Raw genomic sequence first — 24,170 nt, forward strand, 5'->3', positions numbered from 1 at the left:
GGTATCCGTTTCATTGCGGATGCCCGTTTGCAGTGCCGCCAAGGGATACTGCCGGTTTTCCGCCATGGGAATAGTGTTTGGGCAAATGCCCTGCGATTTCAGGGGTATGGCGGCCGGGAACCTGGATGGAATGGCAGCAGTGCTGTGTGCGCCGGGCTGCATCGGCCCTGGGCACAGGTCAAGCTGACCCACATTGCATTGCGAGTTTCGCATCTTCCCGATACCGCCGCTTTACCCTGTTGACCCGGTGTGCCGTCCCCTCGATGCGGCGCAGAGAGGAAAGCGGGCTGTTTTATTGCTTGCTGTCAGCAGCCTAGGGAGCGGTCTGTTGCCAAAGCAAGGAAAACCGGTGCTGCGCTGCAGTATTCTGTAAAGCAAGAAAATTGCGGTGCTTGCGGGTAGGCCGTTAATTTTTATGCGTTTTATCCGCAAATTTGCGAAGGCTTTACGCGCTGGATGCGAAAGAGTTTCAACAAAACGGATAAAATGCAGTGCCCACCGCACCGGTTTTGGCAGGTGTTCAGCGCACAGATCGCTCTTTCACCTCTGCGTGTCAATAAGATAGCGTGGCGCCATGACAAGCTCTCCCCGATTCATTCACCTGCGCACCCATACCGAATACTCGCTGCTGGAAGGCGCCGTGCGGCTGAAGAAGCTGCCGGACCTCTGCAAGAAGCACGAGATGCCCGCGATTGCGGTCACGGACACCAACAACCTGTTCTCGGCGCTGGAGTTCTCGGTGTCGGCAAGCGGCGCCGGGGTGCAGCCGATCATTGGCTGCCAGGTGGACCTGCGGTTCACTGAACCGGCGCCAGGCGAACGACCCAAACCGCCCGCGCCGCTGGTGCTGCTGGCGCAGAGCGAGGCGGGCTATGAGCATCTGATGAAGCTGAACTCCTGCCTGTATCTGCGGCAGGGGGGCGAGCTGCCGCATGTGACGCTGGAGGAGCTGGAAGAGAACGCCGGTGACGTGATCTGTCTCAGCGGCGGGCCGGACGGGCCGGTGGGGCGGCTGCTGCAGATGGGGCAGCGGCCGGCGGSGGAGGCACTGATGCAGCGGCTTAAGGCGGTCTTCCCGAACCGCCTGTATGTCGAGCTGCAGCGCCATCCGGGTGAGCACGGCCAACCGGAGGCGGAGAAGCAAACCGAGCGCGGCCATGTGGAGATGGCCTATGCCATGGACCTGCCGCTGGTCGCCACCAACGATGTATATTTCCCGAACACCGAGATGTTCGAGGCGCATGACGCCATGATCTGTATCGCCGAGGGCGCCTATGTCGATCAGGTGGAGCCGCGCCGGCGGCTGACCGCGCAGCATTATTTCAAAAGCCAGGAGGAGATGGTTGCGCTGTTTGCCGACCTGCCGGAGGCGATTGAAAACACGGTGGAGATCGCCAAGCGCTGCGCCTTCATGGCGTACCGGCGCGACCCGATCCTGCCGAAGTTCGCCGATGACGAGGTGGCCGAACTGCGCCGCATCGCCAACGAGGGCCTGCAGCAGCGCCTGGCGGTGATCCCGCATGCGGTGAGCGTCGATGAATACCAGGAGCGGCTCGATTTCGAGCTGGGCATCATCGAGGGCATGGGCTTCCCCGGCTACTTCCTGATCGTTGCCGACTTTATCCAATGGGCCAAGGACCACGACATTCCGGTGGGGCCGGGGCGGGGCTCTGGTGCGGGCTCTTTGGTGGCCTATGCGTTGACGATTACCGACCTTGACCCGCTGCGCTACAGCTTGCTGTTCGAACGCTTCCTGAACCCGGAACGGGTGTCGATGCCCGACTTCGATATCGACTTCTGCATGGACCGGCGCGAGGAGGTCATCAAATACGTGCAGGAGAAATACGGTCGCGACAAGGTGGGGCAGATCATCACCTTTGGCGCGCTTCTGTCCAAGGCGGCGGTGCGCGACATGGGGCGGGTCTTGCAGATGCCCTATGGACAGGTGGACCGGCTGTCGAAGCTGATCCCGGTCGAGGGCGTGAAGCCGATGTCCATTGCCGACGCGCTGAAGGAAGAGCCGCGCCTGAGCGAGGAGGCTCGCAACGAGCCGGTGGTGGACCGGCTGCTGACCTATGGCCAGCAGGTGGAAGGCCTGCTGCGTTCCGCTGGCACCCACGCCGCAGGCGTGGTGATCGGCGACCGGCCGCTGGATGCGCTGGTGCCGCTTTACCGCGATCCGCGCTCGGATATGCCGGCCACCCAGTTCAATATGAAATGGGTGGAACAGGCCGGGCTGGTGAAGTTCGACTTCCTCGGCCTCAAGACCCTGACCGTCATTCAGAACGCTATGGACCTGATCTTCCAGTCGGGCCGCGACCTGCATATCGCCGAGGACGGTACCCGGCTGTACGAACCGCCGGAGGGCGCGGAGAACCAGATCAACGCCATTCCGCTGGACGACAAGGTCACCTACGACCTCTATTCCCGCGCCAAGACGGTGGCGGTGTTCCAGGTGGAATCCACCGGCATGATGGATGCGCTGAAGCGCATGAAGCCCACCTGTATCGAGGACATCGTGGCGCTGGTGGCGCTGTACCGCCCCGGTCCGATGGAAAACATCCCGGTTTACTGCGAGGTGAAGAACGGCCAGCGCGAGATCACTTCGGTTCACCCGCTGATCGATCATATCCTGGAGGAAACCCAGGGCATCATCGTCTACCAGGAGCAGGTGATGCAGATCGCCCAGGTGATGGCGAACTATACCCTTGGCGGCGCCGACCTTTTGCGCCGGGCGATGGGTAAGAAGATCAAGGAGGCGATGGACGCAGAACGCCCGAAGTTCGAAAAGGGCGCGGCGGAAAACGGGGTCGACAAGAAGAAGGCTTCCGAGGTTTTCGACCTGTTGGAGAAATTCGCCAACTACGGCTTCAACAAATCCCACGCCGCGGCCTATGCGGTGGTGTCCTACCAGACCGGCTGGCTCAAGGCGAACCACCCGGTGGAGTTCATGGCCGGCGTCATGAACTGCGATATCCATCTGACGGATAAGCTGGCGATCTACTTCGAGGAAGTGAAAAAAGGGCTGGGGCTCAAATACGTGCCGCCCTGCATCAACCGCTCGCTGGCGACGTTCAACGTGGTGAACGGTGAGCTGGTTTATGCGCTGGGCGCGCTGAAGAATGTCGGCCTGGACGTGATGCGGCTGGTGGCCAAGGCACGAAACGAGGACGGCCGCGAGCGTCCCTTTGTCAACGTCTACGACTTTGCCCGCCGGGTGAACCTGAAGAAAGTCGGCAAGCGGCCGCTGGAGATGCTGGCGCGGGCAGGGGCCTTTGACCAGCTGGACAGCAACCGCCGCCGGGTGTTTGAGAGCCTGGGCGCGCTGGTGGATTACTCCGCCGCAGTGCATGACCAACGCAATTCCAGCCAGGTGTCGCTGTTCGGCGAAGCGGGTGAGGACCTGCCGGAGCCGCGGCTGCCGTCGGTTCCGGACTGGCTGCCGGCCGAGCGCCTGTCTGAGGAATTCAAGGCGATCGGGTTCTACCTGTCGGGCCACCCGCTGGACGATTACATGCCCGCGCTGAAGCGCAAGAAGGTGATGACACTGGACGAGGTGACAGCCAAGGCCGAACGCGGGCCGTTCATGGCCAAGATGGGCGGCGTTGTGGCCGGCCGGCAGGAGCGTAAATCCGCCCGCGGCAACCGCTTTGCCTTTGCACAGCTCAGCGATCCCTCCGGCGCTTATGAGGTGACGCTGTTCTCCGAGGTGCTGGAGAAGAGCCGCGAGTTTCTGGAGACCGGCGCCAAGGTGGTGATCACCGCCGAGGCGACGATGGAGAGCGACCAGCTGAAACTGCTGGTGCGCTCGGTCGGGCCGGTGGACAGCGCCATTGCTGACGCAGGGCGCAGTTCCTTGCGTGTGTACCTGAGCGATGCGGCGGCCGTCGGCACCGTTGCGCAGGTGCTGGAGGACGCCAAGGCGGCGGCCCGCAATGCGTCGCGCGGCGAGGTTTACATGTACCTGCAGGATCCCGGCCTGCCCGGCGATGTGGAGATGGATCTGGGCCAACCCTTCCCGATCAACCCGCAGATCAAGGGCGCGCTGAAGTCGCTCGACGGGGTGATGGATGTGGAGGAGATTTGAGGGTGTTCAGCGAGGCGCTTTCACCTTTGGGTTGACAGAGTGAAATTTCAAAGGTTGAGCTTTCCATTATGGAGAGCTCCGATCTGAACTACGACTATGTTCTATTCATTGATGAGGCCGGCGACGACGGTCTGAAACGTGTGAAGCCTATTGACGAAAATGGTGCTTCCGAATGGTTGGTGATTTCTGGACTCTTGGTTCGGGCGGAGGATGAAGATAAATGCCGCGATTGGTTACTGCAAATTCGGCAACGAATTGATGCGACGCAGTCATCTACTCTGCACTTTCGCAAACTGAGCCCTTCAAAACAGGCAGCAGCGTCAGAGCTATTGGCTAACTTACCAGTTCGGGTTTTCACAGTATGTTCAAACAAAAAGAACATGCGTGGCTACAGCAACGTAAGGGCCGAAGTAGCCGGTGGGAAACAGTGGTTCTACAATTGGGTTGTTAGAATACTGATGGAAAGAGTTACAGTTTTCTGCGCGAAAAACTCTACCAAGAAACTTGGACGCCCGGGAAAAATCAAAGTGATCTTCAGTGCGCGAGGAGGTCACTCCTATGGGCAGACCAAAGCCTATTGGGAACTGCTGAGAGCGCAGAATTATGCTGGTCGAACCTACCTCAGAAAATACCAAATGGATTTCAGAACACTTAGCTTCAGGTTGGTAGAATATGTGCCTCACTACATGAATGCAGGCCTCCAGCTCGCAGACATAGCGGCCAGTGCTTTCTATCAGTCAGTTGAGACCGGTTCGAAGAAGTGGTCAACAATCTGCGCAGAAATGCTTGCTTGTGTTATGGCAAGAGACGAAGGGACCGTTTGTAACACGGGGCTTGTCCTGCAGCCACACAAAGTAGACGAAATCGGTTTATTACCTGAGCAAAAGAAGATTTTTGAACATTATGGCTACCGCTTCCGGTAGCGCGGGCCCCGGCCTGTGTTGATTAGTCGCTTTAGGCCAAGATCCGATGCCTGACCGTCCACTAACCCGCCCATCATCTCCTGTTCAAAGCACCAGGTAATTCCGGCGAACCCGCTGATATTACGATACTCAATCTTAGCAATTAATCAACTATAAGTTGGGCGTTCCGCCGGAGACGTTCTACGGACTTGTCCGGGATACACTGCCAAACACAACCGTGGAGGCGCCGTCCCACGGGCTGCCGCAGGCCCTTTGCTGGCGTTACGCCTCCTTGGGCACCGGCAGCTTGGCAACGTCTTTGAGCAGGCGGATGGCCTGCTTCACCTCCAGCCGCAGGGTTTTCACCACTTTCTTCAACAGCGCCTTGGCCTTCTTGACCGCGTCCAGGATGCCGGTCACGTCGCGGATCCAGCGGAAGATAAGTTGCAGGACGCTGGCAAAGCGGCTGATGATGGACAGTGCGGTGTCGAGCACGCCAAGCTCGTCCCAGATTTCCTGGACCCAGCCCCAGACCTGGCGGATCATTTCGACGTATTTGCGGATCACGGTCTTCAGGATGCGGATGACGCGGGAGCGGTCCTTGTTCTTGCGGATGGTGTCGAGGATGCGCTTGCCAAGCTTCACCAGGTTTTTCAGCGTCAGCTCCACCCGGTCGATCAGTTTCAGGATGAACTGGGCGGCTGAGGTCACCTGCTTTACCGCGGCCTTGCCGACGGTCTTGGCGAGGGATTTGGCGCCGGAGATCACGTTTTTCAGGAATTTGCTGAGCGGGGTGAGCAGGGCGCGGATGCGTTTCCACACGGTTTTCAGGTAGTAGAACATGCGCGCATGCAGTTTATCGACGGCCTTTTCGACGAATTCCACCGGGTCGTTGGATGGTGCCATGGCGTTTTCCCCCAATCACTTGTCACAGAATACACATGTGACAGCCTGCGCGGCGCGGGCGATTGGATCAAGGGAAACCGTTGTTTTGGGCGCAGGCGTCAGTAATGCGGCGGGCGTTCGTCGGCGAAGACCACGCCGCCGGTGCCTTCCTGTTCGCGGGTGGCTTCGCGCTGCATCAGCATGGCAACACGGCGGGTCAGCACGTCGATCTCCTGCTGCTGGCGGGCGATCACGTCGCTCATCTCGTCCACGCTGCGGGTCAGATGGGCGATTTGCTCTTCCAGATGCTGCATGGCTCACACCTTTGATTGCGGATGTGCCTAGATAGGCGCTTTGGCGGGCTGCGTCCATCACCAAGCGGCGCGCATATTGAAGATGAGAATTTCGGGCAAAAGGAAGCAGGCGCTGGACCCTTCGCAGCCTTGCCGCGCGGGGCGGCATCCGTTAGACCGCCACGCGAGTGAAACCGCTACCCGTGAGGAGGCCAAACATGGCCAAAGTGAAGAAACAGCCCCGCCCCAAGGCGCAGACGCCAAAGGGGTTCCGTGACTATTTCGGTGCGGAGGTGACCCAGCGCAGCGAGATGCTGCGGGCCATCGCGGGTGTGTATCATCATTACGGGTTCGAAGCGCTGGAAAGCTCTGCGGTGGAAACCGTTGAGGCGCTGGGCAAATTCCTGCCCGACGTGGACCGCCCGAACGAAGGCGTGTTTGCCTGGCAGGAGACTGAAGAGGACGGCAACGGAGACTGGATGGCGCTGCGCTATGACCTGACGGCGCCGCTGGCGCGGGTCTATGCCCAGCACCGCAACGACTTGCCGACCCCCTACCGCCGCTATGCGATGGGGCCGGTCTGGCGCAACGAGAAGCCGGGACCGGGCCGGTTCCGCCAGTTCTATCAGTGCGATGCGGATACTGTAGGTACTGCGTCCATGGCGGCTGACGCGGAGATCTGCGCGATGCTGTCCGACACGCTGGAAACCGTCGGCATTCCGCGCGGCGATTACCTGGTGCGGGTCAATAACCGCAAGGTTCTGAACGGCGTGCTGGAGGCGATGGGTCTGGGTGACGGCGACGCCAAGCGCGACGATGTGCTGCGCACCATCGACAAGTTCGACAAGGTGGGTGAGGCCGGCGTGCGCGAGCTGCTGACCAAGGGCCGCCTGGACGCCTCCGGCGCCTTCATCGACGGGGTTGGCCTGTCTGACGATCAGGCCGCGCCGGTGCTGGCGTTCCTGACATCCAAGGCGGCGGATGCGGCGGGCACTATCGCCAACCTGCGTGCTGCCGTGGGCGACAGCAAGGTCGGTCAGGACGGCATTGCCGAGCTGGAGCAGATCGGCGAACTGCTGGCCGCGGGCGGCTACGGCAAGGATCGGATCGAGATTGACCCTTCGGTCGTGCGGGGACTGGGCTATTACACCGGGCCGGTGTTCGAGGCGGAGCTGACCTTTGAAATCCTCGACGAGAAGGGCCGCAAGCGGCAGTTCGGCTCGGTCTCGGGCGGCGGGCGTTACGATGGCCTCGTCAAGCGCTTCACTGGTCAGGAAGTGCCGGCGGTGGGCGTGTCTGTTGGTGTCGACCGTCTGCTGGCAGCGCTGCATGCCAAGGGGCGGCTGTCGGCTGAGGCCACCGGGCCGGTGGTCGTTACCGTGATGGACCGCGACCGGATGGCGGATTACCAGGCCATGGTGGCGGAGCTGCGCAATGCGGGCATCCGGGCTGAGGTTTACCTGGGGAACCCCAAGAACTTCGGCAACCAGCTGAAATACGCGGACAAGCGGAACTCTCCGGTCGCGGTGATTGAAGGCGGTGACGAGAAGGCCAACGGTGTGGTGCAGATCAAGGACCTGATCCTGGGCGCCAAGATCGCCGAAAGCGCCACGCTGGAAGAGTGGAAGGAACGCCCCAGCCAGTTTGAGGTGCCCCGCACCGAACTGGTCGCCAAGGTGCGCGAAATCCTGGACGGGCAGGGCTGATCATGACGCTTCGTTCCGACATACAGGCCCGTGCGGCCCAGCTGCGGGTCCGGTTTGAGGCCGCTGGTGCGCAGGTGGTGGACACACCGCTGCTGCAGCGGGCCGGCACCTTGCTGGATCTTTACGGTGAGGACATCCGGGCGCGTGCCTATGTGACCACTGACGCCTTGCGCGGCGAGCAGATGCTGCGCCCGGACTTCACCGTGCCGGTGGTGGAAGCGCATATGCGCCACGGCGCCGAGCCTGCGCGCTATACTTATTCGGGCGAGGTGTTCCGGCGTCAGGAAATGGACCCCGACCGGCCCAACGAGTACCTGCAGGTTGGCTATGAGGTGTTCGAACGCGACGATGCGGCTGCCGCGGATGCGGAAGTGTTTTCGCTGTTTGCGCTGCAGGTGCGCGGGTTGCCGCTGCGCGCAGCGACCGGTGACATCGGCATTCTGATGGCGGCGGTCGAAGGGCTGAACACCACGGACAAGCGCAAGACAGCGCTGATGCGCCATATCTGGCGGCCGCGCCGCTTCCGCTCCCTGCTGGACCGGTTTGCGGGCCGCAGCCCGGTGCCGGAGAGCCGCAGGAAACTGCTGTCGACCGAGGGCAATCTGACCGGCTCCGCCGTGGAGATCGGCAAGCGCCGCGCGGCAGAGGTGCAGGCGCGGGTGGATGCCCTGCGTGAGGACGCCAAGGAACCGCCGATTGCCGAAAATGAGCTCTTGGCGCTGGAAGCCTTGATGGCGGTGCGGGAAACCGTGCCCTTTGCCACCGAGCAGATGCGCGACATCGCGGTGGACTTGCCGCAGATCAATCCTGCGCTGGACCGGCTGGACGCGCGCACCGCGGCGATGAAGGCGCGCGGCGTCGATGTGGAGAACCTCGATTTCGAAGCCTCTTACGGGCGCACCTCGATGGAGTATTACGACGGCTTTGTCTTTGGCTTCTATGCCGAGGCACGCCCGGACCTGCCGCCGGTTGCCAGCGGCGGGCGCTATGATGCGCTGACCCGCCAGCTGGGCGACGGTGAAGAAATACCGGCCGTGGGCGGCGTGCTGCGCCCGGACCTGATGCTGCAGCTTGAGGAGGCGCGCAAATGACCCTGAAGCTGGGTGTGCCGTCCAAGGGGCGGCTGATGGAAAAAACCTTTGACTGGTTCGCAAAACGCGGCGTGACACTGTCGCGCACCGGGTCGGACCGGGAATATGCCGGCGCGGTCGAAGGCGTGTCGAACATGGAGCTGGTGCTGCTGTCGGCGGGTGAAATCCCGCGCGAGCTGGCGGCGGGGCGGATCCACCTGGGCGTAACCGGCACCGATCTGGTGCAGGAGAAGCTGCCGCGCTTCGAGCAGCAGGTGGAGGAGTTGGCAGAGCTGGGGTTCGGCCATGCCGATCTGGTGCTGGCGGTGCCGCAGTTCTGGATCGACGTGGACACGCTGGATGACTTGGATGCGGCCGCCTCGGCCTTCCGCGCGGCGCATGGCCACCGGCTGCGGATTGCCACCAAATACCACCGGCTGGTGCGGGAGTTCCTGACCGATGCCGGGGTGGCGGATTACCAGCTGGTCGACAGCCAGGGCGCCACTGAGGGCACGGTGAAGAACGAGACCGCCGAAATGGTGGCCGACATCACCTCCACCGGCGAAACGCTGCGGGCCAATCACCTGAAGCTGCTGGGGGACGGTCTGGTGCTGAAGTCGCAGGCAACCCTGTGGCGCAGCCGGATGGCGAAATACGGCACAGATGAGAAGGCAGCGCTGAACACGCTGCTGGATCTGCTGGAACACCGCAGGTAAGCGCTGCTGCCCGCGCGTCCGCGCGGGCTTGGCCCAACGCCTTCAAGGCATCATTGATGCCTGCAAAGGGGGCGGGAGCGCCTTTCTTTGTTCCGGATGTGTGCTGCCCGCTGGGCCGCTCCCGCCCGGAGCTGGAAGCATCAAGAGATACTTCCGCTCCGGTTGGGCCGTGCGCCGGGCTGACGCCCGGCGCTGGCGAGGCTGCCGCGGGGGGAGCGGACGGCCTCAGATAACCCCGATTTCTGCCAGCGCCTGTGACAGCTCCAGCGGCAACGGCTCCTCTTGTTTTTTACCTAAGGGCAGGTCAGCTGGAGAGTCTTCAGCTTTCAGGTAACGCCAGCCCTGGAACGGGCGTTTCGGCGCCGTGTGGGTGCGGTGCAGTTCCGGGTCCAGAATGATGGCGCAGCGGCGGATGCCGTCTTCGCCGGTGACCTCATCCAGCCGCAGAATGCGCTGGCGGCACTGGATCAGCCCCTTGATCACCCAGTAGATGGAACCGCCGTTCAAAATCTCCGCCTCGCGCTTGGGCCACATGCGTGTGACGTGGCGCGGCAGGCCCTTTGGCAGTTCCGCACGCCGCATCTCCTGCCAGGCCATCAGGCTGTCGACGCTCTCGGTTCCGACCGAAAGCTTCACAAGATTCACGCGCTTATCCACAGGTTCCCCACAGAGTCGTCCAGAGCTTTGACAGTATATAGTAGTTTACGGATCGCTGACTTCAAGGTATTGTGTTTCTCCACGCATTTGCTGCAAGTAAGCCTTAACAAAAATGGATTCGCCACGGTGCCCTGAAAAAGCAGCCGCAGCGGAGCCGTTTTCATGAAGCCCGAACGACTCAAAGGACCGACACATGAGCCGCTTTGCCGCCCCCATCGCCGAGCAGATCTGGGATATGAAATACCGTTTCAAGCAGGCCGATGGCGCGCCGATCGACGTGACCGTCGAGGATACCTGGCGGCGCATCGCGCGCGACCTGGCGCGGGCGGAAAAGAAGCCGGACGTGTGGGAAGAGAAGTTTTACAGCGCACTGGAAGACTTCAAATACCTGCCCGCGGGCCGCATCACCGCGGGCGCCGGCACCGCGCGCCAGGTGACTCTGTTCAACTGCTTCGTGATGGGCACTGTGCCGGACAGCATGTCGGGCATCTTTGACATGCTGAAAGAGGCGGCGCTGACCATGCAGCAGGGCGGCGGCATCGGTTATGACTTCTCCACCATCCGGCCGCGCGGCGCTGATGTGAAGGGCGTGGCGGCGGATGCCTCCGGCCCGCTCAGCTTTATGGATGTGTGGGACGCGATGTGCCGCACCATCATGTCCGCAGGTTCCCGCCGCGGTGCGATGATGGCAACGATGCGCTGCGACCACCCGGATATCGAGCACTTCATCACCGCGAAATCCGACTCTGCCCGCCTGCGCATGTTCAACATGTCGGTGCTGGTCACCGATGACTTCATGGATGCGGTGAAATCCGACGGCTCCTGGGAGCTGCAATTCGACGGCAAGGTCTATCACACCGTCGAGGCGCGCGACCTGTGGAACAAGATCATGCAGGCGACCTATGATTATGCCGAGCCGGGCGTGATCTTTATCGACCGCATCAATAAGGCCAACAACCTCAACTACATTGAGAATATCTGCGCCACCAACCCCTGCGGCGAGCAGCCGCTGCCGCCCTACGGTGCCTGCCTGCTGGGCTCGATCAACATGGCGCGGCTGGTGGCCAACCCGTTTGAGGGTGACGCGCAGCTGGACCAGTCCGCAATGCAGGAACTGGTCGCCACTGCGGTCCGGATGATGGACAACGTTGTCGACGTCTCCAAGTTCCCGCTGGAGGCGCAGGCGCAGGAAGCGAAGAACAAGCGCCGGATCGGCCTGGGTGTGACCGGCCTCGCCGATGCGCTGCTGATGCTGGGACTGGAATACGGCTCTGACGAGGCGGCGCGCCAGACCGACGAATGGCTGCACGCGATCGCCCGCGCCGCCTATCTGGCGTCGGTGGACCTGGCCAAGGAAAAGGGCGCCTTCCCGCTGTTCGACGCTGAGGCCTATCTGAACTCCGGCAATATGCTGAACATGGACGACGACGTCCGCAAAGCGATCCGCGAACACGGCATCCGCAACGCGCTGCTGACCTCGATTGCGCCGACCGGCACCATTTCGCTCTATGCTGGCAACGTGTCCTCGGGCATCGAGCCGGTGTTTGCCTATGCATACACCCGCAAGGTGCTGCAGAAGGACGGATCGCGCACCGAGGAGGAAGTGGTCGACTATGCGGTGAAGATGTACCGCGAGAAATTCGGTGCCGATGCGGCGCTGCCCGATTACTTCGTCAACGCCCAGACGCTGAGCCCCGCAGCCCACGTCAAGATGCAGGCGGCGGCGCAGAAATGGATCGACTCGTCGATTTCCAAGACCATCAACTGCCCGGAAGACATTTCCTTTGATGAGTTCAAGGACGTCTACATGCAGGCCTGGGATCAGGGTTGCAAGGGCTGCACCACCTATCGCCCGAACGACGTGACCGGTTCGGTCCTGTCGGTCAGCGAGAGCGCAGACACGGCACCGGGCGAGACCGCGCAGGCGCCGCATGAGAGCGACAGCGCAGAAGTGGTCTATATGTCAGAGCCGCTGGACCGCCCGCAGAGCCTTGAGGGCCATACCTACAAGCTGAAATGGCCGGACAGCGAACACGCGATCTATCTCACCATCAACGACATCATCATCAACGGCCACCGCCGCCCGTTTGAGGTGTTCATCAACTCCAAGAACATGGAGCATTACGCCTGGACTCTGGCACTCACGCGGATGATCTCAGCCGTGTTCCGCCGCGGCGGAGACGTGTCCTTTGTCGTCGAAGAGCTGAAGGCGGTCTTCGACCCGCGCGGCGGCGCCTGGGTGCAGGGCAAGTACATCCCCTCGATCCTGGCGGCGATTGGCGGCGTGATCGAGACCCACATGGTCAAAACCGGCTTCCTGGAGGGCGAGGGCATGGGCCTGAAGTCCGACCCGCAGGCACAGGTGGTGAACCTGAACGCGCCGCGCGGCAAGGCCTGCCCGAGCTGCGGCCAGTTCGACATGCAGATGGTCGAAGGCTGCATGACCTGCCGCAGCTGCGGCCATTCCAAGTGCGGGTGACTTGGGAAGCAGCTGATTGATTGTGACGGACCCAAGAAATAACTGCCATTGATGGGGGTTTTCTGCCATTCTGACACGAGGTTAATTGCCACCGGCCGATCTTCGGCCGGTGGTTTTGTTTTAAAACAATGACTTATGCGATCTCTGCCTTCTGCATGCTGAAGGGATCCGTTTCCCCTCCGAAGATCAGCGCCACCTGTTGACTGAAATGGCCGTATTGAGCAGGACTGAAGCTCAAACCTGGCCAGGTTCTTTCCTTCATTTCCCCGAACGCACCGTGTGCAATCGGGTGCCAGACGGCGCGGCGCGCCGGGAAAGGGCCAGCTATGTCCAAGATCAAGTTCATCGAAGCAGAGTTCCACAATGCCGACAAAGACCGGCGGGCAATTCGGCAGCGCCTGGAACGGTTCCTGAAAACACGCCGCGCGCTCGAACGCGGTATCGTGCCACCGGACCCTGAGGATCGTGATGACCGCCTTCGGTGGGAAACCGAATTGATGCAGATCGGTCTCGGGCGCGAAGGTCAGGACCGCGTGGACCGCCGGGTGAGCAGGCTGGCGGAACGGCGGGCAGCGGCCGCAGGTCTCTCCCACCTCAAACTCGACGACCGAAGAGCCTTGGAGGTTCTGCGCAACGGTGTGGAGCTGATCCGGATCCGGACAGAGCATCAGGCGGATGAAATCGCTGCCGGAATTCATGCCGACATGCCCTGGATGGCGCCCGCGACAGATCTTCTATGGAAGTCCATGCGGCGCTCAGTCCGCAAAGGTGACGCGGGCTTTTGCCTGCCACCTGTGCTGCTGGACGGGCCGCCGGGCATCGGCAAAAGCATGTGGGCCCGTCAGCTGAGCACCGCACTTGGCGTGCCCCGCTGTGGTGTGGAGGCGACGGCCGAGCAGGCGTCGTTTGGTATCGTGGGCTCTCAGAGAGGCTGGTCCAACGCGCAGCCGGGGCGCCCTTTGATGACGATCCTGAAGCACCTGATCGCGAACCCGATTGTCGTTGTGGATGAGGTGGAGAAGGCGGGAGTTGCGACTTCGACAAAAGGGAACAGCTTTGGACTTGCCGAGGGACTGCTGTCCCTCTTGGAGCCATCCTCGGCGGCATCATGGCAATGCCCCTACTATCAGGTCGGGTTCGACATGTCCTGGATCAGTTGGGTGCTGACCTCCAACACCGTAACCACCTTGCCAGCTCCTCTGTTAAGCCGCCTGGAGGTCATAAAGCTGTCACCTGTCCCGGTGCCTGACCTGGTAGCCTTTGCCCGCCGTGAGGGCGGCAGGCGCGGGTTGGCTCAAGCGTCTGTCGAGGCCGTTGTCGAGGTGCTGGAGATTTCTGGTCAGACAGTGCCGTTGAGCTTGCGGCATGTCATCCGGATGCTCACCCGGGGGGAAGCGTTGGAGGCGGCTCGGCTTCTTCATTGAACAAGCAATTTCTTTAAACGTAGTACTTTGTTGGAAGGAGCCGCATATGGCCGGTCGAAATCATTACATCACTGTTGAAGCGCAGCGCATCATGGAGAGGTTTCCCGAGGTGTATGGGCCTCCGCCTTGGAGCATCAAGAAGACAAGCCTCGCTTGGGGCTTCGCCTGTGGCGAGGGCTGGTATCCTCTGATTGAGCGCCTTAGTGCAGATCTCGCCGACATCATACGTGAGGATGGTCTGACACGCTTCCGGGCGCAGCAGGTTAAACAGAAGCTGGGTGAGTTGCGATTCTATGCGCGCGGCGGCAACGAGCGCTCCGCCTATCGGATAGCTCAGGCCCAGATGGAAGCTGCGAAGACCTGTGAGCATTGCGGTACTCGGCCGGCCCAGAAGAAGTCCCTCGGCGGCTGGCTAACAACTACATGCGATACCTGCGCCGTGCGGCTATTGAGGTCTCGATCTTAGCAGGAGCAGCACCCCTAATTGCTTATGGGGACATGCTCTGAGCCTTTAAGTGTCTCCTACTGCTTGTAGACATGCTGTAGGCGTGAAGGCTGGTAGCCAACTTCCCGTATTCGGACATCCCACTTGGCGTAGGAGATGGCGTGGCTCAGCACAGATGATGCTGGGCTTAGCAGGAATGTCAGCGTTGCGCAGAAAGCGGGCTTTGCAGAATCCTGCAAAGTACACCTGGATGTCGCCCTAAGCCTGGTCCAACACCGTGGCGCAGCTTCAGCATTGCAGCTGTTCCTGGATCCCGCAGCATTACCTAGCGTCGGTTGTGGCGAGTGCGTGAACGGTACATTCCGTGTTGTACGCACTTCGCAGCGCGCCTACCTTAAGGCAAACAATTCGAGGGCGAGCATGGCGGAAGAAAAACGCGCAATTACGGTGGCCGATATTTGGGAGGGAGACGCTCTCAACAGGTCCAAGGACGCTGAAATTCTCAGAACCTTCACCATCGGGCATTTGAACCTGCGTGAAAATGCCGGTGAACCACGGACATACGTCCTGAACTTGGACGCTAATTGGGGCGCTGGTAAGTCATTCTTCCTGAATCGTTTCAAGCAGCACCTTGAGGCACACGGGCATATAGCTGTCTATGTGAACGCTTGGGAGAATGATCACTCGGACGATCCTTTCATGACCGTGGTGGATGAGATCCAAACGGAACTCTCTAGCCACATAGAGCAAGCTAGTGGTCCGGAAGCCGCACTAGAGAAAACAGCCCCTCTCCGGAAGTCCGCTGCAAAGATTATCGGTGGAGCGGTCTACTCTGGCGGAAAACACTTGGTCACTAGATACATCGGGCAAGAAGCCGCTGACGGACTGAAAGAGTTATTCCCAGGAGAAAGCGACGAAGGTTCGGCTGACGACGGCGAACATGGCAAGATGATTACTGAGGCCATGCGCAAATCGATCACGAGCGCAGTTGATGCCGCTGGTGAAGAGGTTTTGGCGCAGTTTCGTCAGCAAAAAGAAGTTCAAAAGAACTTCCAGGAACAACTCAAAGACCTTGGCAGAGAAGTTCTCGCCCAAGATGGTATAGAATCTCCCATCTTCATCCTCATAGATGAACTGGACAGATGCCGACCGAGCTACGCGATTGAACTTCTAGAACGAGTTAAGCACATCTTTTCCCTTGAGAACTTCGTTTACATTCTCGGGACAGACACTCAGCAACTGGCAAATGCTATCAAAGGTGTATATGGCTCGGAATTTGATGGCGAACGCTACCTGAAGCGCTTTGTTGATCGGACCTATCATTTCCAGCATACCTCTAAGGACAAGCTGATCGAGTTTGCTCTTTTTCGGAATGGATTGAGCTCTGAAAATTTTGTGACCTTGCCGGAGTATGATACTACAACATTCTTGTCCAAATGTTTTAGCGAAACCAAAACCGAAGCCCGCGACATACGGCAAATGATTGAAATCATCGGCACCTTTGTGGCGGCAATGCCTGTAAACACTAGGCAAATTGATTTAGTTAGCCTCCTTCCAATGGTATATCAGAGACACTTCAACCTTTCAGACTCGCAGTTGGAAGCCTGTAATCTTGCGAAAATCGTCTTCGTATTCACCGCCAGATCCCAGTCCAGAGAACCAAGAAATATTCGAAAAACATACGGCGAAGTATGGAAGGATATTGAACGCAATTCGATAGATAATTTTAATGATACCGATCCCAAGAACAGCCTGGAATATTGGATTCAAAAGAAAAACTATGCTGAACTTGAAGAGCTGTTCAGAGTGACTCATGTAAACAGAAAGAAAGAAACTGTCGGACAAGAGTACTCTCGCATACTTGATCAAGTTTCAAACATTACATGACCGTCAGAGGATGCATAGAATACCTCACGAATCGAAAAGGGAGTCAATTACGGCTCCCTTCTTCAATCTGGTATTGACTTCAAGAAAGCTGCAACCGGATCGGCAACAGCTTCACCGTTCTCGCTTTACCCGTTCTCTTTCCGTGTTGATGGCGTCATGCGGTAATCATGCATGACCGAGCTTTGAAAGCTGGAGATGCGAGAGCTGCCTTTGAAACATTTGAAGTAGAATGGAATGAAGTAGACTGGAATATCGCGAGCTATGATGCACGGATACCAGACTATGAGCTTGTACCGCCCTCCCTGCTTTCATGTGTTAAATGGATGTGGAACGAGTAACTTAGGCATAACAGTTATGCGTCGGTTAGCCTCAGTCGGCAAGCTGTGCTAGCAGCCCAAAGAGGCCCCATGCCTGGCGACCAGCCTGGCGGGCCAGCACATGCAGGTCGGGCGGGAAGCGGAAATTCGCTGCGTTCGCAAATAGCCCAACACACTGCCTGCAAAGCTGCCTTTCGCTACATAATCTGAATGATGCACTACCGTGTTAGAAGATGAAAAATCCACTGGGCTTGCATTGCCACAAGATTGTGCGCACCGAACTCGGTTAGTGTATTCCCTTTGGATCTACGACCTCTTGCTGCAAAACTGTCTCGAGCTCTTCTAGAGCAAGTCGAAGATCAGATATCGCCTCTCGAATTTCACTCTGCGGTTCGTCTTGATTTTCTCCCTTTTCCTTGTCGTAGACAATAATCTTCAAGACATTTAGAAAGCGTGTTTCTGCGTCTGGGTCGGCAATGCCGGCAACCTCAGCAAGTTGATCTTGGTCGAGGTCTAGTTTTGCCACGACATCCTTAACCAACATAGAAGCTATGCTTTCAGTATGGTGCTTGAGCTTTCTGGCCAGGCTGACTTTGTCCCACTTTGTGTCATTTGGCGGCTCGAATGGCGTCCAGATTTGGAACACTGGATCACCAGTAGATAGCTGTAACTCCATGGCAGAAAGTGCCTTTTCATATCTTTGCATTGGATCTCCGCCAGGGTAGTGGCGTCGTTCCCGCCAAAGCTTCAAAATCAGATCAGCAGTTTCCTGTTTGAGTGTTGCATCTTCCTCAGAGGCGATCATCTGCTCCGACAAGTAAGCAGCCATCCACTTTGCTGTTATATCACGGTCATCCAGTTCACTGATGAGCGTGCGCCCAAGCTCCTCTATCGCCTGATCTCGTTTCATACGTTCCGTCGCGACAGAGCCGGATGACTTCGACCCTTTTTTGCGCGACTCTTTTTCTTCTGTTTTGGCCATAGTCGCTCCCAATTGAACGTTCAAAATTCAAAGTTGCTATTAAATCGCATTCTAGTTCATCCATGCACTTTCGAAGGCGATGTTTGGTGATGCACAATCGATATCCGTCGATAAAGGAATATGATCTATGTCGCATAGACCTTTCGCTGTCGTTCGGAGTAGTGCTCCAAGTACGGTAGCGCAAATCTGTGGTCCCATTTTCTGCAACACCCCAAGACGGAGATGACAAAGCGCCAGCTGAAATTTGAAGAGCATCCAAAAGAGCGCTTGAAGGGGCAGCTTGAATACCTCGTGCATCAAAGCGGCATGGGTCTTTTTCGTCTACTCCGGAATCACGATTGCCCATTGGGCGCTGGATGGCTGGAATTATACTGAAATCTCGATTCTTTGGTTTGTCCTCGACAAATTCGTCAAGGTCAGGAATGAAAACATCATAATAGTCTTCGGTGGCTGCGTAAGCACGCAAAAGCGCGGGAGCCGTCTTGCTTGGAACGAAAGCAGCTTTACTGCGAACTTCTCCATGGGCTGCCTGACTTCCATACTCATACATCCCGTGCTCGCGATATTGACAAAGGACCAGGCTACCATCTTCCGCAATTAGCTCTGCTAGCGGATCAACTGCATCCACTTCACCAACCCATTCCTCTCGATTAGGTTCAAGTTGTTCCCAGTATCTGTTCGAAAGTGGCAACGCTTCTAGAAGGTCCGATATCCAGATCGTTGGATAGGTCGTATCATCGCGCTCCAACCAACTTTCAAAAGTGTCATAGTGATCGTCATCAACTCCCACTAAAGGGCGTGTTTTCATCAGTTCGCCAACCGCCATGTGTAAGCCGTGCCATTGTAAATAGACCGAGTGTCGATGGATGGTCGGTCGTGACCCGTGCCCCGCCGAATAAAGTCCGTAGTCGTCATCTTTCAAACGGCTCTTTCTCGGCTCATTCACCCAATGACTGGTCTCTTTGTGGCCATCCCAGCGATCCACGATCCATTCCTCGGCAACTTGGATCAACTCACTGGATGACAAATCTGCAAACATCCGGCATGCGGGAGAGTACCAATATGGTATTATGTCCATGCTGTCGAAACTAAATCTCGAGCCAGGGTCGGCGTGACTATCGAAAGCACGGGAATGGTGATCTTTCAATCTCGGCGCCCTCGTCGAAGCCGAGCCGTTCATTGACGCTATGTTTGCTTGATCCACCTTTACATTCGCTCCGCATTGTCGTGCCTGGTCAAGCGCTCTCGCGAGGAAATGTCCGATCAGAATGTGCGGTTGGTGCTTAGTCCATAGCTTTAAGATTTCGGTTTCATGGTTCTCAATAATGGCCGGATGATGAGATGACATTCGAGCCAACACCATCGACAATTGTTGGGCAGCGTTCATTTCTTGAAACGGGCAGTCAGGGAAAGTGTAGTGGCAATTGAAGTGCCCAGTAGCATGATCCAAAACACCTTTTATCAAGTCTGCTAGGCCTAACTGCACGGAAGTCAAAAGTGCGTGAGAAGCCTGCCAACGCACTCTAGAATCAATATCACCTAAATACCTGTAAATCAGAGCGGAGACGATCTCGCTTTGAGTTGAGGGTAGGTTTTGTGGCTCAAATAGGTTCCGATTACGCACGTTGTCATCAATGTTTAGGCGAGCTTCTGTGCGGTCGATCAGCCGAACCAATAGTTCATCCGCCGTTTCCAGTTCCAGGTTGCTTATGTACTCGGCAAGAAGCTTCAGAAGACTCGCTGCACCCAGCTTCGCGGCATTCTGTTCAACCAAGTCTAAAACAACTTGACGTCGACCTTCTGGCGGTAGCCCAGAGCGGGTCTGGAGTTCAGTGAACTGTTCTCCATGATACCAACTATAGCCCATCGTTCTGCCGCCAAGATCCACAGTTAACTTCGGAAGTTCGCTTGCGCACCACTCGCTTGTTGCCCTTCCTGGCCAGTCATCCAAAGCAGCAAAGATCGCTTCTATTTCATTGTCGGGCCATCTTGATGCCCGTGCGCATTGAGCCAATGTACTAAGGTGCTTTATCCGATCAGCAAACCGAACTCGCGTGCGCAACTCAAGCAGACGTTTTTTGTAGTCGAAAACTCTTGCATTTCGATCTACCTCTTGGGCTTCAGCGATTGTATCAGCAGACAGCGGATCAACGGAGGCCCAATTAGCTTCGCCTTCATCGTTCTGATTTTCCTTCTTTGGTTCCGGCCGCATCGGATCGGCTATTTCGCTATCAGGTTTTTGTGGCGCTGGAGCCAGTGATTTAAAATGCCTTATTTGTTCAAGCCGGGACCATGCTGCCGCTGTGGATTTCCTAGATCGACACAACTCTTCCAGATTGTCGGGAATGTGGGCATCAGAGTAGGGTGTTGTTTCCAAAATCTTCCGTTCAACGAGATGATTCAACAAACCATCCCCTACGTCCTCAGAAACTTTGCCCAAGTCATTCAGAATTCTGCCTTCAACCGATGGCGGCACATCTCCTAGGATCTGGGCAAGCGTATATCCACCGGGTGCGCTAAGCCAACCTGTGTCGAGTGTAGTTCTTGAGAACAGCGTTATCTCATCACAGCGCGTAGTGAACCCTTCATCCCCCCAACGAGAAGCAGTCATAGCGCCAACAGGTGGGTTCGATAAGGAGATCGCCTTCAAGGCCTCTTCCAAAGGAAACCCATCTTCCGATTGCAGTAGGTCTCCGGCGTGCCGCACTAATCTGGCAAACGCGCCCAAGAGTTCCCTCGTTTCCGATGTATCTGGGCGCTCCCGTTTCACGACGCGGCACAACGCATGTAACACGTCTAAAGCTTCTAGATCGACTTCCTCTGCAATCTTCAGCGCGTCTGAAAAAATCACCGATGCATGGTCTTTAGAGAAGTCCATGAATACGCGTGCTATTGAAAGCAGATACTCTGATCTTTCGGTTGCTCGGGCATGCAGCTTCCGAACTTCCTCCGACTTTTGCTCCAACGTTTCGGCAACTATGGCTTGCAGTGAGGGATCGTGCAAAGTGATCGCACACAGTTCAGCGTCTTGGTCAGAAAAGCCCTCTCCTTTGGCCAGAGAGGACTTCAAGAAAGTGACTTTGGCAGGTCGGTCCAGCCTAGACGAAAGCATTAGATCGGTCGCTCTGAGGCGCAGAATACTCTTCACGTATGAAAAGTGATAACTCCTGCTACTTGTGCTACCCAAGCTGGTTACTTTCTGATCCAACTGCTTAGCGGCGGTACTTGTCCTGCTGCCTAACAAGGATGCGTATGCTTTATACGCTGGGAGCAACCCGCAGATCTCATCATACCGCTCTTTTGCGAGCCTGAATTCCCTTGCGCTTTCCTCAGTTTGTTCTTCTTCTCTAGGCTTTTCCGGTTCAGTGAAGACAGCTTTGAGGTCAGGCTCCTCACTGTTTGAATGCGACGTTAAAATGGCTGTTCGCAGCGCAAAGTCTATGCGGTAAGGATAGGTTAGATGAAGCCCTTGGAAACTTTTTGGCCAATCACTTCGAAGCATATCCAAAATTAACTTCGGAATTTCCTTTGCAATTTCTCCAGTAGGCACCAATCCCTCGAGAAAGAGCAGTATTTCATCCCTTATTTCGGCTATTAGAGACGGTCCGGTACCAAATTCTTCATCTTTCGCAATCATCTCAAAATCGAATTTGGAGAGTCCGATGAGGGCGTTTTCCAGCTGTTCGGGTGAGGGAGTAGCGCCGGCTCGACGCAAGGCATTGACTGCCAGGAAATGGTAGCGAAAGTTCATCTCCTCCAAGATATTAGCGATCACGCTAGGGCCGCACTCGACCACAATCTTCGCGATTACCCATTTACGCAAAGCTACACAGAAAGAGGCATTCGTCCATCGATCGCAATCCTGCTCGACCAGCGACCATCCTCGAAGCATGAAAAACGTCAATAGCCTTGTTACGACGTCGCGTCGTTGCGTGCTCCAATTGTGACGCCGGTTTTCTTCCTTGAATGTTTGGTGCATCCACTCTTCGGCGGCCTGAAGGTTTAAACGGCTTTCAAAGAGTTTGCCTTGCCTCGCTTTTTCTCGCGCAAGGTGGAACAATACAGAGCCTTGCCTACCCCGTTTCTCGGGGTCATTGAGGACGAGGAGACCCACTGTTTCCTCTAGGAAAGGAGCCGATAAATCAGAGTTCTCCAAAATTAGATTGTCCACTTTGCCGGAGGCTCGCATCGCTTCGGCTCCGACGAATATTGTCTCTCCAACTGCTATTTCGTCCTGATCATTTGATGCAATGTGGAGTGCGGCTCGCAGACGTGAAAGATCCACTCTTCGCCTAACAATCGGATCCGAAATTGCGGCAGTGCCATCCTTTTCCCCAAGAAAACTACCCATCTCAGATTTTCTGCCGCAAGCTATCAGCGCGTCAAACAAATGCGAGGCTGCATAACCTGAGTTTAGTCTCTCAGATACAAGAACGTCGGCAATCGCCGAGCGCACCTTGTCCTTTGCCTCTTTGGCAGTGGCCTCCGAGTACTCTTCGAAGTCCTCGTTAGAAAACTCAACGCCCCGATCACCTAACCGTAGGTTCGGAGCAAGGTCGTTCACTATGTCTTCAGCGACGTCTTCGTTAAGTTCGCAAACGCGAGACAATACTCCAATAGGTATTGGGGCTGAAAGCTCGTCCAACGCTGCGCACCAAAGACTACGCCGTATGTTGACCCCACTGCGGTCAAATGCCTCGCGAACCTTTGCATCGAAGAGATCATTCAACGACTTCCCATTAGGGCGTAGAAAGTCGACCGCATCGGACAAAGACTTTGTTCCGGTTAACGCACTTGTTTGAACGCGAGGAATACTACGCGAAAGAGCGTGAAAATCGTCGATCGCAGTTTCACTTCCCTCCAAACCGTGGAGCGCGACCATTGCCCTTGTTTCACTCAGGGAAAACGCAGGGCAAAGGATTCTTTTGGTCCCCTCAGGCAGGTTCATTTTAGACAGCCTTGAGGTGCGGCAGGTGACAACAATTCGAACGTTGGAGGGTATATTTGTGAAGGCGACCAACTGATCCACAAAGCACATTTGTGGCGGAGTTTGTAACGCTGCGTGGGTTACGATGTTATCCGCCGCGTCGATGACAATCACCAACAGTGAACCAGGGTTCTCACGACCAAAAATCTCAGCCACCGTTTCGAGCTTCTGGCGGAACGAGGGAGCAAGGTCTTCCTGTTCCTTGTACGGAAAGAACAGCGGAGTATTGGTCGATCTCGCAAGTTCATTAGATAACTGAGTAAACCCCTGCCACGAACTATGCCTTGGCCGTGACGGGTCACGATAGCTGCCTGCGCCGTAGCAGTCGTAAACTATGGTTCTCGAGCCAGGGGGCAAAGAGGCCTCTAGGCTTCTAGCCGTCGTGGTTTTCCCACAGCCTCCTTTCCCGTGCAGTACTACCAGTGGATGCTTTTCTACCGCACGGGCAAAAATTTCAGTAACGGAACGCGGAACCACTTCGGAAAGGGACTCGAGCTCTGGTTCGCAAGGAAACAGGCCTTGGCCTCTTCCGAGGTTAAACCAACTCAACACCGTTTCACGCTTGACCGCTCTATTCCCTTCCGGACCAAGCAGTTCCTGAATCCGCACACGCAGATTGTCAGCCATGTCTTTGACTGGGCTCAAAACAAGTTCGGCGATTGCCTTTGTATTCTTCTCACGCAGCTCTGCTCTAGCGCTTTCTCCACCTTGGAGAGATAGCAACTGGCAAAATTGGACTAGTTGGTTTTTACCGAGACCAGTTGCTCGCTTTAGCGTGTCGTAATCGTCTCCTTGCAACTCACTGCTTTTTGCCTTTTCTATAATGCTTTGCAGTTTTTTCGCTATAGGCTGGTTTGTTACCAGTTTAATGCTCAGCGATGCCTCCAACTGGCCAGGTTTTTTGCCCTTAGTCGCACCCTTAAATGCGTCTGCAAGTCTCCGCGCCACAGAGTTATTGCCTGTCGCCTTTGTTGATGCGCAAAAACGAGCCAGTGTCCAACTTTTGTTCTGACCAGTCACCGAGTACTTCAGCTGTACAAGTTCAACGCGAGTGTTTTCAGGGTTCTTGTTGTCGTCAAAGTATAATGCGCAGTCCACTCCGTCCCAATTGGCGTCGTCATTGGTTTCTGCAGCGTCCCTGACACCCTCGACTGTAAGTTCCGTAAGGCCTGTAGCTGGGTCCAGCAGTTTCAGGGCGTTTCCGAGTGCCCAGGCTTCATGAAATTCATCTCCGGCGTTGGAAGCTGGTGCGCCAGATACGTCTATAGATCTGCTCAATACGTTTTCTTTCCAATGCCCAAGTGGATCTTGTTGAAGAGTCTCCTGTGAGGTT

The 24,170-nt window shown here is 57.0% G+C and carries 14 protein-coding genes; 9 read left to right on the forward strand and 5 right to left on the reverse strand.

Going from position 1 to position 24,170, the window contains the following annotated elements; genetic code table 11:
• Positions 1–574 precede the first annotated feature (574 nt).
• The gene (gene dnaE / locus A9D60_RS14210) at positions 575–4,087 is read left to right on the forward strand and encodes a DNA polymerase III subunit alpha (protein WP_065268202.1); all 3,513 of its coding nucleotides are present in this window, start codon (positions 575–577) and stop codon (positions 4,085–4,087) included.
• 68 nt (positions 4,088–4,155) lie between these two features.
• Entirely contained in the window at positions 4,156–5,010 is an 855-nt protein-coding gene (locus A9D60_RS14215) for a DUF3800 domain-containing protein (protein WP_065268203.1), read from the forward strand.
• A gap of 261 nt (positions 5,011–5,271) precedes the next feature.
• Here the strand turns inward: A9D60_RS14215 and A9D60_RS14220 are convergent, their stop codons facing one another.
• Together A9D60_RS14220 and A9D60_RS14225 are read right to left on the reverse strand one after the other, a co-directional pair.
• Positions 5,272–5,895, reverse strand: coding sequence for a hypothetical protein (locus A9D60_RS14220; RefSeq protein ID WP_065268204.1), 624 nt, complete (start codon positions 5,893–5,895; stop codon positions 5,272–5,274).
• A gap of 98 nt (positions 5,896–5,993) precedes the next feature.
• Complete coding sequence (locus A9D60_RS14225; protein WP_019294798.1) at positions 5,994–6,188, reverse strand: SlyX family protein; 195 nt, start codon at positions 6,186–6,188, stop codon at positions 5,994–5,996.
• Positions 6,189–6,385: 197 nt separating this feature from the next.
• On the opposite strand from A9D60_RS14225, the gene hisS reads away from it, so the two are divergent.
• Genes hisS through hisG form a run of 3 tightly spaced genes read left to right on the forward strand, consistent with a single transcriptional unit; the run spans position 6,386 to position 9,659 of the window.
• A complete protein-coding gene (gene hisS, locus A9D60_RS14230; RefSeq protein ID WP_039148607.1) occupies positions 6,386–7,873 on the forward strand; it encodes a histidine--tRNA ligase in 1,488 nt (495 codons plus the stop codon).
• A gap of 2 nt (positions 7,874–7,875) precedes the next feature.
• Positions 7,876–8,964: an ATP phosphoribosyltransferase regulatory subunit gene (locus tag A9D60_RS14235; RefSeq protein WP_065268205.1), complete on the forward strand. Its 1,089-nt coding sequence runs from the start codon at positions 7,876–7,878 to the stop codon at positions 8,962–8,964.
• On the forward strand, positions 8,961–9,659 hold the full coding sequence (hisG, locus tag A9D60_RS14240; protein ID WP_065268206.1) for an ATP phosphoribosyltransferase: 699 nt from the start codon (positions 8,961–8,963) through the stop codon (positions 9,657–9,659). Before A9D60_RS14235 ends, hisG begins: the two co-directional genes overlap by 4 nt.
• 225 nt (positions 9,660–9,884) lie before the next feature.
• On the opposite strand, the gene A9D60_RS14245 is transcribed toward hisG, so the two are convergent.
• Positions 9,885–10,316, reverse strand: a complete 432-nt coding sequence (locus A9D60_RS14245) for a DUF1489 family protein (protein ID WP_065268207.1) — start codon at positions 10,314–10,316, stop codon at positions 9,885–9,887.
• 193 nt (positions 10,317–10,509) lie between these two features.
• Here A9D60_RS14245 and A9D60_RS14250 point away from each other — a divergent pair, with 193 nt between their 5' ends.
• The 4 genes from A9D60_RS14250 to A9D60_RS14265 all read left to right on the forward strand — a co-directional run bounded on the left by A9D60_RS14250 (position 10,510) and on the right by A9D60_RS14265 (position 16,551).
• Entirely contained in the window at positions 10,510–12,795 is a 2,286-nt protein-coding gene (locus A9D60_RS14250) for an adenosylcobalamin-dependent ribonucleoside-diphosphate reductase (RefSeq protein WP_065268208.1), read from the forward strand.
• A gap of 326 nt (positions 12,796–13,121) precedes the next feature.
• The gene (locus tag A9D60_RS14255) at positions 13,122–14,219 is read left to right on the forward strand and encodes an AAA family ATPase (RefSeq protein ID WP_065268209.1); all 1,098 of its coding nucleotides are present in this window, start codon (positions 13,122–13,124) and stop codon (positions 14,217–14,219) included.
• Positions 14,220–14,265: 46 nt separating this feature from the next.
• Complete coding sequence (locus A9D60_RS14260) at positions 14,266–14,685, forward strand: hypothetical protein (RefSeq protein WP_065268210.1); 420 nt, start codon at positions 14,266–14,268, stop codon at positions 14,683–14,685.
• Positions 14,686–14,820: 135 nt separating this feature from the next.
• The gene (locus A9D60_RS14265) at positions 14,821–16,551 is read left to right on the forward strand and encodes a KAP family P-loop NTPase fold protein (RefSeq protein WP_083194204.1); all 1,731 of its coding nucleotides are present in this window, start codon (positions 14,821–14,823) and stop codon (positions 16,549–16,551) included.
• A 603-nt stretch (positions 16,552–17,154) separates the two neighbouring features.
• Here A9D60_RS14265 and A9D60_RS26615 read toward each other — a convergent pair.
• Positions 17,155–17,778: a hypothetical protein gene (locus A9D60_RS26615; protein ID WP_065268212.1), complete on the reverse strand. Its 624-nt coding sequence runs from the start codon at positions 17,776–17,778 to the stop codon at positions 17,155–17,157.
• The gene (locus A9D60_RS14275; RefSeq protein WP_141117927.1) at positions 17,729–24,115 is read right to left on the reverse strand and encodes an ATP-binding protein; all 6,387 of its coding nucleotides are present in this window, start codon (positions 24,113–24,115) and stop codon (positions 17,729–17,731) included. The genes A9D60_RS26615 and A9D60_RS14275 overlap by 50 nt, the downstream gene beginning before the upstream one ends.
• Between the last annotated feature and the right edge of the window lie 55 nt (positions 24,116–24,170).

The sequence above is a fragment of the Leisingera sp. JC1 genome (genome assembly GCF_001679925.1).
Classification (GTDB): Bacteria; Pseudomonadota; Alphaproteobacteria; order Rhodobacterales; family Rhodobacteraceae; genus Leisingera.